The sequence below is a fragment of the Rheinheimera sp. KL1 genome, assembly GCF_001275035.1.
Lineage (GTDB): Bacteria > Pseudomonadota > Gammaproteobacteria > Enterobacterales > Alteromonadaceae > Pararheinheimera > Pararheinheimera tangshanensis.
This window is the reverse complement of the sequence record NZ_LAMX01000021.1, coordinates 119,391-135,137: the sequence shown is the minus strand read 5'-3', so window position 1 is coordinate 135,137 and position 15,747 is coordinate 119,391. Positions and strand designations below refer to the sequence as shown.

Annotated in this window: 14 protein-coding genes and 1 pseudogene; 10 read left to right on the top strand and 5 right to left on the bottom strand. The window is 46.1% G+C overall.

Annotation, left to right across the window (positions count from 1 at the left end; translation table 11 throughout):
* Position 1 precedes the first annotated feature (1 nt).
* From aat to infA, 3 genes are all read left to right on the top strand, one after another.
* Positions 2-715 carry a leucyl/phenylalanyl-tRNA--protein transferase gene (gene aat, locus WH43_RS12240; RefSeq protein ID WP_053424883.1) on the top strand — a complete coding sequence of 238 codons (714 nt, stop codon included), beginning with the start codon at positions 2-4 and terminating at the stop codon, positions 713-715.
* 1 nt (position 716) lies between these two features.
* A complete protein-coding gene (locus tag WH43_RS12235) occupies positions 717-1,430 on the top strand; it encodes an arginyltransferase (RefSeq protein ID WP_053424882.1) in 714 nt (237 codons plus the stop codon).
* Positions 1,431-1,525: 95 nt separating this feature from the next.
* Positions 1,526-1,744, top strand: coding sequence for a translation initiation factor IF-1 (gene infA, locus WH43_RS12230; protein WP_008610216.1), 219 nt, complete (start codon positions 1,526-1,528; stop codon positions 1,742-1,744).
* 98 nt (positions 1,745-1,842) lie between these two features.
* Here the strand turns inward: infA and clpA are convergent, their stop codons facing one another.
* Positions 1,843-4,098, bottom strand: coding sequence for an ATP-dependent Clp protease ATP-binding subunit ClpA (gene clpA, locus WH43_RS12225; protein ID WP_053424881.1), 2,256 nt, complete (start codon positions 4,096-4,098; stop codon positions 1,843-1,845).
* A 48-nt stretch (positions 4,099-4,146) separates the two neighbouring features.
* A complete protein-coding gene (clpS, locus tag WH43_RS12220; protein WP_053424880.1) occupies positions 4,147-4,467 on the bottom strand; it encodes an ATP-dependent Clp protease adapter ClpS in 321 nt (106 codons plus the stop codon).
* A 255-nt stretch (positions 4,468-4,722) separates the two neighbouring features.
* On the opposite strand from clpS, the gene cspD reads away from it, so the two are divergent.
* Positions 4,723-4,944 (top strand): cold shock domain-containing protein CspD, encoded by a 222-nt coding sequence (gene cspD, locus WH43_RS12215; RefSeq protein WP_046518730.1) that lies wholly within the window; start codon positions 4,723-4,725, stop codon positions 4,942-4,944.
* A 436-nt stretch (positions 4,945-5,380) separates the two neighbouring features.
* Here cspD and WH43_RS12205 read toward each other — a convergent pair whose 3' ends face one another.
* Positions 5,381-7,603, bottom strand: coding sequence for an NADP-dependent isocitrate dehydrogenase (locus WH43_RS12205; RefSeq protein WP_053425025.1), 2,223 nt, complete (start codon positions 7,601-7,603; stop codon positions 5,381-5,383).
* A 381-nt stretch (positions 7,604-7,984) separates the two neighbouring features.
* Between WH43_RS12205 and WH43_RS12200 the strand changes: the two genes are divergently transcribed.
* The 5 genes and pseudogenes from WH43_RS12200 (at position 7,985) to WH43_RS12180 (ending at position 12,995) form a co-directional block, all read left to right on the top strand.
* A complete protein-coding gene (locus tag WH43_RS12200; RefSeq protein WP_053424878.1) occupies positions 7,985-8,452 on the top strand; it encodes an NUDIX domain-containing protein in 468 nt (155 codons plus the stop codon).
* 75 nt (positions 8,453-8,527) lie between these two features.
* Positions 8,528-9,627 (top strand): annotated as a pseudogene (mnmA, locus tag WH43_RS12195) (tRNA 2-thiouridine(34) synthase MnmA).
* A 3-nt stretch (positions 9,628-9,630) separates the two neighbouring features.
* A complete protein-coding gene (gene hflD, locus WH43_RS12190) occupies positions 9,631-10,269 on the top strand; it encodes a high frequency lysogenization protein HflD (RefSeq protein WP_053424877.1) in 639 nt (212 codons plus the stop codon).
* Between the two features lie 9 nt (positions 10,270-10,278).
* On the top strand, positions 10,279-11,649 hold the full coding sequence (gene purB / locus WH43_RS12185) for an adenylosuccinate lyase (protein WP_053424876.1): 1,371 nt from the start codon (positions 10,279-10,281) through the stop codon (positions 11,647-11,649).
* 191 nt (positions 11,650-11,840) lie between these two features.
* On the top strand, positions 11,841-12,995 hold the full coding sequence (locus WH43_RS12180) for a ribosomal protein uL16 3-hydroxylase (protein WP_053424875.1): 1,155 nt from the start codon (positions 11,841-11,843) through the stop codon (positions 12,993-12,995).
* A gap of 137 nt (positions 12,996-13,132) precedes the next feature.
* On the opposite strand, the gene WH43_RS12175 is transcribed toward WH43_RS12180, so the two are convergent.
* Entirely contained in the window at positions 13,133-13,555 is a 423-nt protein-coding gene (locus WH43_RS12175; protein ID WP_053424874.1) for a DUF4826 family protein, read from the bottom strand.
* 217 nt (positions 13,556-13,772) lie between these two features.
* Here WH43_RS12175 and WH43_RS12170 point away from each other — a divergent pair, with 217 nt between their 5' ends.
* Positions 13,773-14,813: a Leu/Phe/Val dehydrogenase gene (locus WH43_RS12170; RefSeq protein ID WP_053425024.1), complete on the top strand. Its 1,041-nt coding sequence runs from the start codon at positions 13,773-13,775 to the stop codon at positions 14,811-14,813.
* Between the two features lie 92 nt (positions 14,814-14,905).
* On the opposite strand, the gene WH43_RS12165 is transcribed toward WH43_RS12170, so the two are convergent.
* Entirely contained in the window at positions 14,906-15,619 is a 714-nt protein-coding gene (locus WH43_RS12165; protein WP_053424873.1) for a hypothetical protein, read from the bottom strand.
* Positions 15,620-15,747: the final 128 nt, after the last annotated feature.

The window sequence follows — 15,747 nt, the reverse complement described above, 5'->3', positions numbered from 1 at the left end:
AGTGGTGATTTATTTACCTGAGTTATCCAACAGCTCGCTTGAATTCCCTCCGGTCAGTCAGGCTTTGACTGAGCCGGACGGGTTATTAGCTATGGGCGGTGATTTGTCACCAGAACGTTTACTCAAAGCCTACCACAGTGGCATTTTTCCCTGGTTTAGCCCCGGAGATCCGCTGTTATGGTGGAGCCCGTCACAACGCGCCATCTTTATGCCCGGAGCATTAAAGCCTAACCGTACGTTGCGCAAGGTGCTGCATCACAGCAGTTTTGACATCAGCGTAAACAAGGCGTTTTCTGCGGTCATTAAAGCTTGCAGCGCACCACGCCCCTCACAACAAGGCACCTGGATAGTACCGGATATTCAACAGGCTTATGTAGCTTTGCATCAACAAGGTCATGCCCACAGTATCGAAGTCTGGTCTGAAGGTGAGCTGGTTGGTGGCTGTTACGGTGTGATGGTCGGTCAGCTATTTTGTGGCGAATCCATGTTCAATACTCAGCCAAATACAGCAAAAGTCGCGCTTGTCGCCCTACAGCAGCATTTATCGACTTTTGCCACAGGCTATATTGATTGTCAGATGATGAATCCTTTTTTACAGCAGTTAGGAGCAGAACCTTTGTCTCGCAGAACCTATCTGACGCTGCTGGCAAATCACAAAGCCCTGTTTTGCCCTGCCGGTAGCTGGAAAGCGCAAGATCTAAAGTTGGAGTTTTAAAATGTCGGGCTTAAAGCTTGGGGTCAGTCAGCAACAACCATGCAATTATCTGCCCGACCGCCAGGAGCGCCTGCTTTTTACGCTGCCGGATGAGCCTTTAAATCCAGAATTTTACCAGCAACTTTTGACATTAAATTTCAGACGTAGCGGTGAACAAATTTATACCACCTATTGTGAAGGCTGCCAGCATTGTCAGTCGGTCAGGCTAATAGCCGAGGAATTCCAATTCAACAACAGTCAACGTCGGCTTTGGAATAAAGCAAAACGCAGTGACTGGCGTTATCAGTGGGTACAGACTGAAGACAAGAGCAGCTGCACAGCAAAATATTATGCGCTCTACCAGTCTTATATCGACAGTAAACATGCCGACGGATCCATGTCCCCGACCAGTCCGGAACAAATGGCTTATTTGTGGCAAGCCACCTGGTTGAAAATACAATTTTTAGAGCAATATCTGGGCGATCAACTGGTGGCAGTCACAGTAGTCGACTGCACAGCCGATGCATTCTCCGCTGTGTACACTTTTTATCAGACAGATCATGCACTGGCTTTTGGCACTTTAGCTATCCTGACCTTAGTTGAGCTGGCCAAAATAGAAAACATCCGTTTTGTGTATCTGGGCTATTACATCCAGCAGTGTCAAAAAATGAGTTACAAGGCAAAATTTTTACCACAACAACGCTTTATAGCCGGAGAATGGCTCTCATTTCGCTAAATCTGTCTATGTTGCTTTACTTATCCGCCCTTTTTCGGCAAAATCTGCGGCAGTTTTTTGAACTAATGAATTTAAATAAGAGGCTGGCACGCTGAATGGCGAAAGAAGACGTAATTGAAATGCAAGGGACTATCTTAGATACCCTGCCAAATACCATGTTTAAGGTCGAGTTAGAAAACGGCCACGTAGTTATTGCCCATATTTCAGGCAAAATGCGTAAAAACTACATTCGCATTCTGACAGGTGACAAAGTCACTGTTGAATTAACTCCTTACGATCTGACCAAAGGTCGCATCGTGTTCCGTCAACGTTAAGATTTGACGGAACCAGATAGCATTAAAATGCTATTTGCTTCATAAAGAAAAACCCGGCCAAGCCGGGTTTTTTCGTATTCTCACTACGTGATGCTGTCTTAAGCTAGTATTTCTTCTTCGTTGTAATCAAACTCCAGCTCGTCGCCTTTCAGATCAATCCGCACATCACCGCCATGCGCCAGTCGTCCAAACAATATTTCGTTGGCTAAAGGTTTTTTCAGTTGCTCCTGGATCACCCGCGCCATAGGGCGAGCCCCCATCGCCTGATCGTAACCTTTATCGGCCAGCCATTGACGGGCGGCACCACTGAGTTCCATCGACACTTGTTTTTTATCCAGCTGCACCTGCAGGTCACAGACAAACTTATCGACAATTTGCAGAATAATGTCGCGGGATAAATGTTTAAACCAAATGATGCCATCCAGACGGTTTCTGAACTCAGGACTAAAAGTCCGGTTAATTTCGGCTAACGCATCATGGCTGTGATCTTGCTGTTTAAAGCCTATGGTTTTACGCACCGTCTCCTGCACACCGGCATTGGTGGTCATCACCAAAATCACATTCCGAAAATCGACTTTGCGGCCGCTGTTGTCAGTTAACGTACCGTGATCCATCACCTGCAACAAAATGTTGTAGATATCGGTGTGCGCTTTTTCGATTTCATCCAAAAGCACGACGGAGTACGGGTGTTTGGACACAGCATCGGTCAGTAAACCGCCCTGATCAAAACCGACATAACCAGGAGGCGCACCAATAAGGCGGCTGACCGCATGACGCTCCATATACTCGGACATATCAAAACGCAGTAATTCCACGCCCATAATTTTGGCCAGTTGCTTCGTGACTTCAGTTTTACCTACCCCTGTTGGGCCTGCAAATAAGAAGTTCCCTATAGGTTTTTCCTCGTTGCCCAAACCTGAGCGGGATAACCGAATAGCCGAAGTTAACACTTCAATAGGTTCATCCTGACCAAAGACCACCATTTTTAAGTTGCGGTCTAAGTTCGCCAGCACATCTTTATCAGAGGCTGACACTGACTTCTCAGGAATACGCGCCATCTTGGCAATAATGTGTTCGATTTCCGGCACATTAATGACTTTTTTACGTTTAGATACAGGCAATAAACGCTGGCTGGCTCCAGCTTCGTCAATCACGTCTATGGCTTTATCCGGCAAATGCCGCTCGTTAATGTATTTCGCAGACAACTCAGCTGCTGCACGTAGCGCTTTTTGGGTATAACGCACGCCATGGTGAGCTTCGTAACGTTCTTTTAAACCCAGCAGAATTTGCGTAGTGTCATCCACACTAGGTTCTACTACATCAATTTTCTGGAAACGGCGCACCAGCGCTGTGTCTTTTTCAAAGATGTTCTTGAATTCCTGATAAGTGGTAGAGCCGATACAGCGCAAACGACCACTGGATAACAGCGGCTTAATTAAGTTAGAAGCATCCATCACACCACCGGATGCCGCACCTGCGCCGATGACGGTATGAATTTCATCAATAAACAGCACTGCATCTTTTTCGTTTTCGATTTCTTTCAGCAAGGATTTTAAGCGTTTCTCAAAGTCACCCCGGTATTTGGTACCCGCCAGTAAAGAGCCCATATCCAGCGAATAAATAGTGGCATTGGCAATGACTTCGGGCACCTGATTATTGACAATACGATAGGCCAGACCTTCGGCAATAGCAGTTTTACCGACGCCAGCTTCACCCACTAGTAACGGGTTGTTTTTCTTACGGCGGCACAACACCTGAATAGTACGTTCCAGCTCCATATCACGGCCAACCAAAGGATCAATTTGGCCATTTTTGGCTAGAATATTCAGATTGGCGGTGAAGCTTTCCAGATATTTATTTTCTTCAATCTGCACATCACCGTTTTCATCTTGCTGCTCGTCCTGCTGCTCGATTTTTTCGGTTTTAATCACGCCGTGCGAAATATAGTTAACGATATCCAACCGACTGATATCGATTTTCTTCAGCAAATACACAGCCTGAGATTCCTGCTCACTGAAAATAGCGACCAGTACGTTAGCGCCCGTGACTTCTGACTTGCCCGAGGACTGCACATGGAACACGGCACGTTGCAGCACACGCTGAAATCCGAGCGTAGGCTGCGTATCACGGTCTGTGTCATCTTCTGGCAATAAGGGGGTGGTTGAATCAATAAAATGCGACAGGTCAAGCCGCAGGCGGTCTATATTGGCACCGCAGGACTTTAATGCTTCCCCTGCTGCCGGATTGTCCAGCAGCGCTAATAATAAATGTTCCACCGTCATGTACTCATGACGTTTTTCCCGCGCAAACCGAAACGCCAGATTTAAGGTTAACTCAAGATCTTTGTTCAACATACAACATCACTCCTAATCCACCTGAGTTACAACAGCAGTTGTTTGGCGTTAAGCCCGCTCCATAGTGCATAACAATGGATGTTCGTGCTCTTTCGCATAAATGGACACTTGCTGAACTTTGGTCTCCGCAACCTCGGCTGTGAACACGCCACAAACCGCCATACCTTCATTATGTACTTTCAACATAATTTCACTGGCTTTTTCATACTGCATATTAAAAAACCGGGTTAACACATCAATGACAAAATCCATCGGGGTGTAATCGTCGTTATGAAGTATGACTTTATACATGGAAGGAGGTTTCACCTGTTGCCGGGTTTTCTCCACCACTCCGTGATCTATTACGTTGTTTTCTTTATAACCGCTCATAAACTATAGCCACGCCTGTTCAAAGCATCAAAATTGCATTGATGAATTTTTTCACCGGACCCAAAGCCACTACAGGCTTTGCGGCCACTCTGTATGCCTTATCTTATAGATAGTACCTGCAACGCCGCTTTACAAGGGTGTAAAAAACTTGACTAGCTGCACAAATTATCTACAGTAAATGGTGGAGTCTGCCCGCAGCTCCCTGTTGCTCCGTCTTAGAATACAGAATTTAGCTAACTTAGAGAAGGAAGTAGTATGGCTACCGGTAAAGTGAAATGGTTCAATAATGCCAAAGGATTTGGGTTTATTCGTGAAGATGGTCGTGACGAAGATATCTTCGCCCATTATTCAACCATTAACATGGATGGCTACCGTACGCTGAAGGCCGGCCAGGATGTGGTGTTTGACCTGTCTGAGGGCCCAAAAGGGTTACATGCAGTAAATATTGCACTGCCAGAAGGCCATAAACCTGAATAAGGTTCTAAAGCTCACTATCCATATGAAATGCCGGCATAAGCCGGCATTTTTCTTTATTCGCTGCCATCCCTGGCGCTCACCCGTTCGGGCCAACGCTTCACGTTGTTAACAAAACGGCAGGATAGCCGTTTTGCACAGCTTTAGCTGCCGAAGGCGAACATCATGGATGATGTGAGTGAAAAACATTCCAGATGTTTTTTTCCCTTTCGTACTTGATGCGGCAGCGTTGTTGGCCGCACTCCTCGCCCCTGTTATCTTGAAAATACTCACCAGACATGACATGCGAGTTCTCGCATCAATCCAAATGCACATAGGACAACTGTGCTCCTGGGGTCTCGCGCGTTTGCCGCCTAGCGGCAACATCAATTACTTTGAGGAATATCTACGTAAAAAGGCGCACAAAGCGCCTTTATTTACATAGGATGATTGTCCGAAATTACAGTGCAGCTAATGCCTGATTAAAGGTGTCGCTTGGGCGCATGGCTTTAGACGCTAATGCGTCGTCTGGCTTGTAGTAACCGCCTATATCTACCGCTTTGCCTTGCACGGAATTTAACTCCTGCACAATTTTGGCTTCGTTCTCTGTCAAAGCTTTGGCCAGCGGCGCAAATCGGGCCGCTAAGGCTGCGTCTTTGCTTTGTGCGGCCAGAGCTTCAGCCCAGTAGAATGCCAGATAGAAGTGACTGCCACGGTTATCCAACTGACCCAGTTTACGGGTTGGAGATTTATCGTTATCAAGGAACTTAGCTGTGGCCTGGTCTAACGCATCTGCCAGAACCTGGGCTTTGGCATTGCCCGTAACCTGACTTAAATGCTCCAGAGAGGCAGCCAGAGCCAGGAATTCACCTAACGAATCCCAACGTAAGTGGTTTTCTTCAACAAACTGTTCAACGTGCTTAGGAGCAGAACCACCAGCGCCCGTTTCAAACAAACCGCCGCCATTCATCAGAGGCACGATAGATAGCATCTTCGCGCTGGTACCTAATTCCAGAATTGGGAATAAGTCGGTCAAGTAATCACGTAACACGTTGCCTGTGACAGAAATGGTATCCAGACCTGCTTTGATACGTTTTAAGGTATGACGGGTGGCCTCTTCCGGCGACATGATCTGAATATCTAAACCGATGGTGTCGTGATCTTTTAAGTAACGTTCTACTTTTGCAATCAGCTGAGCGTCATGAGCACGGTTTTTGTCTAACCAGAATACCGCAGGAGTTTTGCTTAAACGGGCACGGTTGACCGCCAGTTTCACCCAATCCTGGATTGGAGCATCTTTGGCCTGACACATACGCCAGATATCGCCTTGCTCAACGTTATGCTGAATAAGCACTGTGCCTGCAGCATCTACAACACGCACCTGACCATCAGCTTTAATTTCGAAGGTCTTGTCGTGTGAGCCGTATTCTTCGGCTTTTTGCGCCATTAAACCGACGTTTGGTACTGAGCCCATAGTACGAGGGTCAAAAGCACCGTGTTCACGGCAGAAATTGATGGTTTCCTGATACACACCAGCATAACAACGGTCAGGAATAATAGCTTTGGTGTCTTTTAATTTGCCGTCCGGGCCCCACATTTGGCCAGAAGAACGGATAGCGGCAGGCATAGAAGCGTCGATAATGACATCGCTTGGTACATGCAGGTTGGTGATGCCTTTATCAGAATTTACCATGGCCAGAGCTGGTTGTTTGGCATACACAGCTTTGATATCGGCTTCAATCTCCGCTTTTTTATCGGCTGGCAGCTTGGCAATTTTTGCGTAAACATCCCCTAAACCGTTGTTAGCATCGACACCTAATTCAGCGAAAGTGGCGGCGTGTTTTTCAAACACGTCTTTGAAGAATACAGTGACCACGTGACCAAACATAATAGGATCAGACACTTTCATCATGGTGGCTTTTAAATGCACGGACAGCAATACATCTTTGGCTTTGGCATCAGCAATTTCAGCGGCGATAAAATCACGTAATGCTTTTTTGCTCATGGCAGAAGCATCAATGATTTCACCGGCTTTTACTGAAGTTTTTTCTTTCAGTACAGTCACGCTGCCATCAGCGGCTACATGCTCAATACGCACCTGACCAGCGTCTTTAATAGTCACTGACTTTTCGCTGCCGTAGAAATCACCTGCGCTCATATGAGCCACGTGAGATTTCGACTCTTTGCTCCAGGCGCCCATAGAATGTGGGTTTTTACGGGCATATTGTTTAACAGAAGCAGGAGCACGACGGTCAGAGTTACCTTCACGCAGTACAGGGTTGACCGCGCTGCCTTTGACTTTGTCGTAACGGCTGCGGGCTTCTTTTTCTTCCGCTGTTTTTGGATCTTCCGAGTAATCAGGCAGTTTGTAGCCTTTAGCTTGCAGTTCTTTAATAGCTGCCACTAACTGTGGAATAGAAGCACTGATATTTGGCAGCTTGATGATATTGGCTTCAGGTGTATTTGCCAGCTCGCCTAAACCTGTTAAAGCATCAGGTTGACGCTGTGCTTCGGTCAGAAATTCAGGGAACAAGGCAAGAATACGGCCAGAGAGAGAAATATCCTGAGTTTCTATTTCGATATCTGCAGTTTTGGCAAAAGCCTCAACTACAGGTAAAAAAGAATAAGTGGCCAGTGCCGGGGCTTCGTCCGTAATAGTGTAGATAATTTTTGAGGTGGTCATATCGTTTCCTGAATTTACAGCAAAAATTGAGTTGTTAGCCAGCCACATCCTCGTTGACGTGCCTGTGCTGTTTAAAACGTTACAGTTACTCGTGGTGCCCGAGTATAACAGCGCTCATTCTAAGAGCCTAGTCAGTGACATGCGCTTTAAGACAGAAGTAGTAGCTGCTCACATCCTGTCGCGCTTTATATTACTGAAATGTCAGACAGAAAACACAGTTCCGCGGCCCGACCACTTGAGCAACTGTAACGATTTATGGGCGTTTTGCTGCAATTACAACAAAAGATCGGTTTTTTTGTCCATATATGGCATAAATAGATGACTTTGCTGTTTTTTCGCCGTGTTTTTATTTGATCTTTTCATATCAGGAGCCTGTTGTTTATGTCCCGTCCTTTATTGCATTTAACTGTCGCAGCAGTGCTGTATTTTCAGGGTCGTTATTTATTGGTGGAAGAAAAAGACAAAAGCTCTGATCGTTTGGTATTAAATCAGCCGGCTGGCCATGTTGAAGAAAATGAGGATTTAATCAGTGCGGTGAAACGCGAATTGCAGGAAGAAACAGGCTTGAATCTGGAACCCAGTGCTTGGTTGGGGATATCTCAGCTTAAAGCGGCGAATGGTCATTTTTATGTGCGGGTCAATTTTGTATTTACGCCTGATGAATTACCAGCGCTGTATCAGCCACAAGACACTGATATTCTGGCACTGCACTGGTTAAGTCTGGAAGAATTACGCAGCCATGTCCTGCCCGCCCGCAGTCAACTCGTGTTGGATGCCATCTCCCAGTTTGAACAAAAGCAGTTGTTACCACTGTGTCAGATTAGAAATGCCATCACACATTCGCTTTGATTAACATTTTTTGGCAAAGAATTTGGTGCTATAATCCGCGCCCGTTCCCATCCAGCCATTAAAAAGTGCGGTGTAATGTCAGATAACAGCAGCAAAAAAGTCATTGTCGGTATGTCCGGTGGTGTTGATTCCTCAGTGTCCGCCTACCTGCTGATGCAGCAAGGCTATCAGGTCGAAGGCCTGTTTATGAAGAACTGGGAAGAAGATGACGACAGCGAATACTGCGCTGCTGCTGAAGATTTAAAAGATGCTCAGGCCGTCTGTGACAAGCTGGGTATCAAACTGCATAAAGTGAACTTTGCCGCTGAGTACTGGGACAATGTATTTGAATATTTCCTCGAGGAATACAAAGCTGGCCGTACGCCGAACCCGGATATTATGTGCAACAAGGAAATTAAGTTTAAAGCTTTCCTTGAGTTTGCCGCCGAAGCTTTAGGTGCCGACTTTATCGCTACAGGCCATTATGTGCAGCGCCGTGAAGTCGAAGGCCACTGGCAATTATTGCGGGGCCTGGATACCAATAAAGACCAAAGCTATTTCCTCTATACCATAGGTGAAGAACATGTGGCGCAAACCCTGTTCCCTGTCGGTCATCTGGAAAAACCTCTGGTACGGGCTATTGCCGAAGAACAAGGCTTAATTACGCACGATAAAAAAGACAGCACAGGCATTTGTTTTATCGGCGAGCGTAAATTTAAAGATTTCCTGCAAAAGTATCTGCCAGCCCAGCCTGGTGATATCTACACAGTAGACGGCGATAAAATTGGCCAGCACGACGGCCTGATGTATCACACTTTAGGTCAGCGTAAAGGTTTACGTATTGGTGGCTTAAAAGATGGTGATGATCAGCCTGGTATGTCGTGGCAAAAGATTTGGTCAATAACCGTCTTATTGTCGCTCAGGGTCATGACCATCCGAGTATGTTCTCCAAAGGCTTAGTGGCAAATCAACTGCACTGGGTGGATCGCATAGGCCCGCAGCAGATGCTGCGCTGTACGGTGAAAACCCGTTATCGTCAGACCGATATTCCATGTACCCTGACCCCTATGCCAGATGGCACTGTGGTTGTGGTATTTGATCAGCCTCAAAAAGCCGTGACCCCAGGTCAGTCTGCTGTGTTTTACAGCGACGAGATTTGTTTGGGTGGTGGCATTATTAATTCGGCCATACAGTAACTTATGCAACACAGTATTCAGACTCAAACCCTTGCTCTGGCCGGTATGTGCCAGGCACTCAAGCTTTTACAGCAGGTCACACGCAGCAATGATGTAGCTCTGCCTGATTTGCAGTTGTGTTTAGCCAGTATCGCTAATTTATCGCCGGCTGAACCTTTGGATATTTATGGTAAGGATATCGCGAACCTCAAAACTGGTTATCAGTGCCTGGTCGATCAGTTAGGTGACAATCAGCGCAAAGATGTCGAACTGACCCGTTATGTGGTGTCCGTCATTGCACTGGAGCGTAAGCTGACAAAAAACCGCGATAATCTGGATAACCTGGGTAAACGCTTATCCCGCTTAGAGCAGCAACTGCAGCATTTTGCTATTACCGATGAAAACATCATTGCTAATCTGGCTGATATTTATGTCGAATGCATCAGCTCTTTAGGCACCCGAATTCAGGTCGCTGGTCAGCCAGAATTGCTGAAACAACCACTGGTGCAGCATAAAGTTCGCGCTTTATTATTGGCCGCTATCCGCGCTGTGGTGTTATGGCGTCAGGCCGGTGGTAGTCGTTTGCATTTTATTTTCAAACGCAAAGCACTGCTGAACGAAGCCAAATCCGTTTTACAGACTATTGCCCCCACCCATTCATAGGAGCACCTAATGGAATTATCAGCATTAACCGCCATCTCCCCTGTAGATGGTCGCTATGGCTCAAAAGCCAGCGAGCTGCGTGAGTTTTTTAGTGAATATGGTTTAATCAAATTCCGGGTGACTGTGGAAGTGCGTTGGTTGCAAAAATTAGCAGCCACAGCAGCTATCACTGAAGTTCCGACTTTATCAGACAGTGCCAACGCGCTGCTCAACTCAATTGTCGACAATTTCAGCCTTGCTGATGCGCAGCGTGTCAAAGATATTGAGCGCACCACCAACCACGACGTCAAAGCGGTTGAGTATTTATTAAAAGAAAAAGTAGCGAGCCATGCTGAATTAGCAGCGGTCAGTGAATTTATTCACTTCGCCTGTACCTCTGAAGATATCAATAACCTGTCGCACGGTTTGATGTTAGGTGCAGCACGTGATGAAGTGCTGTTGCCACTTTGCGATCAGTTATTAAGTGAAATCAAAACTTTAGCGCAAAAGTACAAAGCCATTCCTATGATGGCCAGAACTCACGGTCAGCCAGCCTCTCCAACTACCTTAGGTAAAGAGATGGCGAACGTGTACATGCGTTTAAAGCGTCAGCGTGAGCAAATTGCCAAAGTGGAACTGTTGGGTAAAATCAACGGCGCTGTCGGCAACTACAATGCGCATTTATCAGCCTACCCGAACCTAAACTGGCATCAGTTTGCTGAAGAATTCGTCACAAGCTTAGGTTTAAGCTGGAACCCTTACACCACTCAAATTGAGCCGCATGATTACATTGCTGAGCTGTTTGACGCTATTGCGCGTTTTAACACTATTCTGCTCGACTTTGACCGTGACGTTTGGGGTTATATTGCTTTAGGTCACTTTAAGCAGCGCACTATTGCCGGCGAAATTGGCTCGTCCACTATGCCACATAAAGTCAACCCAATCGACTTTGAAAACTCAGAAGGTAACCTGGGTCTGGCCAACGCCATATTCCAGCATTTATCCTCTAAGCTTCCTGTATCACGCTGGCAGCGTGACTTAACAGATTCGACTGTGCTGCGTAACTTAGGTGTAGGTTTTGCGTATACGGTTATTGCTTATCACGCGAGCTTAAAGGGCATCAGCAAACTGGAAGTCAACGAAGCTAATCTGCTAAGTGAATTGGATCAGAACTGGGAATTACTGGCAGAGCCGGTACAAACAGTGATGCGCAAATATGGCATTGAACAGCCGTATGAAAAGCTGAAAGAGCTGACCCGCGGCAAACGTATCACGCCAGCAGACTTAGCTGCTTTTATCGATAAATTAGAGCTGCCTGCAGAAGTAAAAGCAGAATTAAAAGCGCTGCGTCCTGATAACTACTTGGGTGCGGCTATCGAACTTGTCGACTTGTTAGACTAAACTACCCGTCGTCCTTGAAGCTGCAGCTTTGTTGACTGCGTGCCTCGCCCCAATCACATAGGACTACTATGCTCATGGGGACTCGCGCACTTGTCGCCTCCCTGCAATTCCAATGACTTAGGGTAGTGCCAAAGCTTCAGATACTTCAACAGGGCGATTTTATCGCCCTGTTTTTATGGTGAACCAGAACTATGTACCAATTATTTTTAAATGAATTAACTCCGGCACAGTTTTTAGCGGAGTACTGGCAGAAAAAACCTTTGCTTATCAAAGCGGGGTTTAAAAACTTTATCGACCCGATCAGCCCGGACGAGCTGGCTGGCCTTGCCGGTGAAGAAGAAATTGAATCCCGTATTGTCAGCAATAAAAACGCAGTCTGGGATATGGAGACTGGTCCTTTTGAAGATTTCAGTCATTTAGGTGAAGAAGGCTGGACTTTATTAGTTCAAGCGGTGGATCACTGGCACCCGCAGTCTGCTGCGTTGATAGAGCCCTTTCGCTTTATTCCGAACTGGCGTATTGATGATTTGATGGTGAGTTTTTCTACCGCAGGTGGTGGCGTAGGCCCGCATCTGGACCAATACGATGTATTTATTATCCAGGGTCAGGGCAAACGTCACTGGCGTGTCGGTATGCCGGACAGCAGCTTAAAACAGCATTGCCCCCACCCACGTTTATTGCAGGTCACGCCTTTTATCGACTGTATTGATGTGATCACTGAACCTGGCGATATTTTATATATTCCACCAGGTTGCCCACACGATGGTATCTCGTTGGACCCGTCACTGAACTACTCGGTCGGTTTCCGGGCACCTGCGCAAAAAGATTTACTGACAGGCTTGGCCGATCACCTGATTGACCAGGACATCACAGGCAAACGCTTTACGGATCCATCTCGTCAGGTGCCTGATTCTGTGGGTGCTATCAGCGACCAGGATTTAACTCAGGTGCAAACGTTGTTGCGCCAGTTAGTGGATGACAAAGACTTCGCAGCGCAGTGGTTCGGCAGTTATATCAGTCATGCCAAACATGAATTGGACGCTACAGAACCCGATCCACATTATGAAGCCGATGAGATAGCTGAGTATTTGGAAGAAGGCTCTGTGCTGGCCAAATTAGGCGGCCTGCGCACTTTGTATTACCAGGCAAATACCGCTGAAGATATTCAACTTTTTATCAATGGCGACCGTTTTTTAGTGCCTGCGATTGAACTTGAAACCGTTAAAAAATTGACAGACCAAGTCAGCCTCAGTCAGCAGGATTGCCAGCATTTTGCTGCCGATCAGGGTCGCTTACAGTTGATCACGTTGCTCATTAACAAAGGCTATTGGTATTTTACGGAATAAACCAAGTCTTTGGTCCAATAAAAAACCGCCAGCTTCAATGGCGGTTTTTTTGTGCTCAGATTTTGTATCGCACTCTATCTGTGACCATTCAAAATGCAGCCTGAAGCATTGTAAAGATTTATATACTGTTTACTCGCTTAAGCTTGCTTAACCCAAAGTTCTTCTTTATCAAATAAATCATATAAACCGTGAGCACGATGGACCAGCAGATTAGCAAAATCCTTCTTCGTTTGATCGATAGCACCTGAATTCATGATTTGCTCAGCTTTCAACTGCCATTGTAAAGAAAAAGCCCGTACAGCTTCGCGCGCATCTTGGGCTGCGGATATGGCCATATGATCTGTAGGTAAATCACCACTTATTACCCAGTATTGCTTACGATCCTGAGCTGTAATCTTCCATACCGCCATTAATGGTGTTAAATAACGAGATTCAGACACTGCGACATTGTCTGGTAATATGCCTTTCTCGGCCAGATACTGGTTTGCTTTTTGGAACTGAGTACGAACCCACTCGCTTGCTGCCTGTTCCTGCTGTTCTGCTGTTAATTGTTCTGCCATTGTTCTTTTCCCTCTCTCCAAGTGGCGATACTTTATGTGACTCAATCCACACAATCAAGAGCTGGCTGAAATTGTCGACAATCACCTGGTCTTACCAGATTTTGTTTTTACAGATCGATGGCGAAAGCTGCAGTGAAGTGGTACATTCCGCGGCGCAAAAAAGCCCTTACGCCCTGCCCTCTGTGGCATGGTGAGTTATATCAACGGAGAACAAGTCGTGGCTGTATTTAACCATCCTGAATTTGATAACCATGAGCAAGTTGTATTCTGTAGTGATGAAAGCACTGGTTTAAAAGCCATTATTGCTATTCACAGCACAGCCTTAGGTCCAGCAACAGGTGGCTGCCGTATGTGGGATTATGTCGCTGATGAAGATGCCTTAGTCGACGTATTACGTTTATCCCGCGGTATGACCTATAAAAATGCCATGGCAGGCCTGCCTTTAGGCGGTGGTAAGGCCGTGATTATTGGTGATGCGAAAAAAATCAAATCTGAAGCTCTGTTCCGTAAGTTTGGCCAGTTTGTGCATTCGTTAAGTGGCCGTTATGTCAGCGCGGAAGATGTCAATATCACCACTGGCGACATTATGATGGTCAACAAAGAAACTCCTTATGTGGCTGGCTTAGAAGGCTTAAGCGGTAACCCAGGCCCGTTTACTGCTCTTGGAACTTACCGAGGAGTTAAGGCTGCAGCGAAACACAAGTTTGGTAGTGATAATTTAACTGGCCTGACGGTTGCGGTACAAGGGTTAGGCAGTGTTGGTTTTTATCTGTGTGAATACCTGCACAAAGAAGGTGCCAAACTTATTGTGACAGATATCAATCAGGACGCCGTCAGTCGCGCTGTCGCTCAGTTTAATGCCACAGCTGTGGGCTTAGATGAAATCTATGCAGTTGATGCTGACATCTACGCACCTTGCGCTTTAGGTGCCACTATCAACGACATCACTATTGCTCAGCTGAAATGCAAAATTATTGCAGGTTGCGCCAATAACCAACTCAAAGAAAGCCGTCACGGCGAACTGTTGCGTCAAAAAGGTATCTTGTACGCTCCGGATTACGTCATTAATGCCGGTGGTATCATCAACGTCGCAATGGAAATGCGTGAGCAGGGTTACAACGCTGAAGAGTCTACCGCCAAAGTAAACCAGATTTACCAAACGCTGATCACTATCTTTGAACGCGCTGATGCACAGCAAAAACCGACTAACGAAGTGGCAGATTTAATGGCACAGGAAATCATCCGTAACGCCCGTTAACCACATTTCTTATCTATACCCACAGTAATTAAATCTAGGGGCGACCTTTATGGTCGCCCTTGCATTCGTCGAAATCCTTACCGCAGCTCTCGTCAAGAACGCGGGGTATACCAATCGGTCCAGTCTTTGGTCAACCAGTACACCTGCAAACTGGCCGTCTCCGCTGCTAGCTTCGAAAACAAATCATAGTTTGATAAATTCACCGTCAATAAGCAGTTCCAACCACAATTAACTGGTCTGAAGGTCGCACTGGAAGCGGCATACACCTGCGCATTCAGTTGATGCATTTGTGATAATTTTTTCACCCGAAGCGCATGATAGTCACTACTGATAAACAGATAGTTTTTGGTTTTATCTAGCTTTTGCTCTAAAGAACCAAACTCGTGATAGGTGGTTGGCCCACCATCAAAACACTGGATAGCCGCATATTCGGTTTTTTGTTTTAACAGCGCTTCGTAAGGCGCACAGTACAAGGTCGTCATATAGACATTCACAGGCCGCTGCTGTGCATTAATCATCAAAGCCAACTGGTTAATTCGATTGCTGGCACAATCCGGTAAGCTGTGTTCATTGCCGCCACAGCCTAAAAGCACATAGTCACCACTAAAATTAGCAGGCAGTTCTGCCGTACTGATTTGCGTGTTGTACCAGTCACGCACCTGATTAGCCAGCAACGTATTGCCAGTTAAATAAAACCAAATCAGCAGCAACCATAAGCCTTTACGGCGGTAGTACAGGCAGGCGAAAAAAAACAACCAGAGAAATAGATTCTGTGGGTATAAAAAGGGTTCTAAAAAATCTTTCACTTTGATTCCTTCCACTGAACTCTATCAGCAACTGTTAGCCACGATACCACAGAGTCACTAAGCAGCCATTCAGCTAACACTGTTATTTTATTAAAAATTTTCTTCAACAGCAGCTATCTGTCATCTAA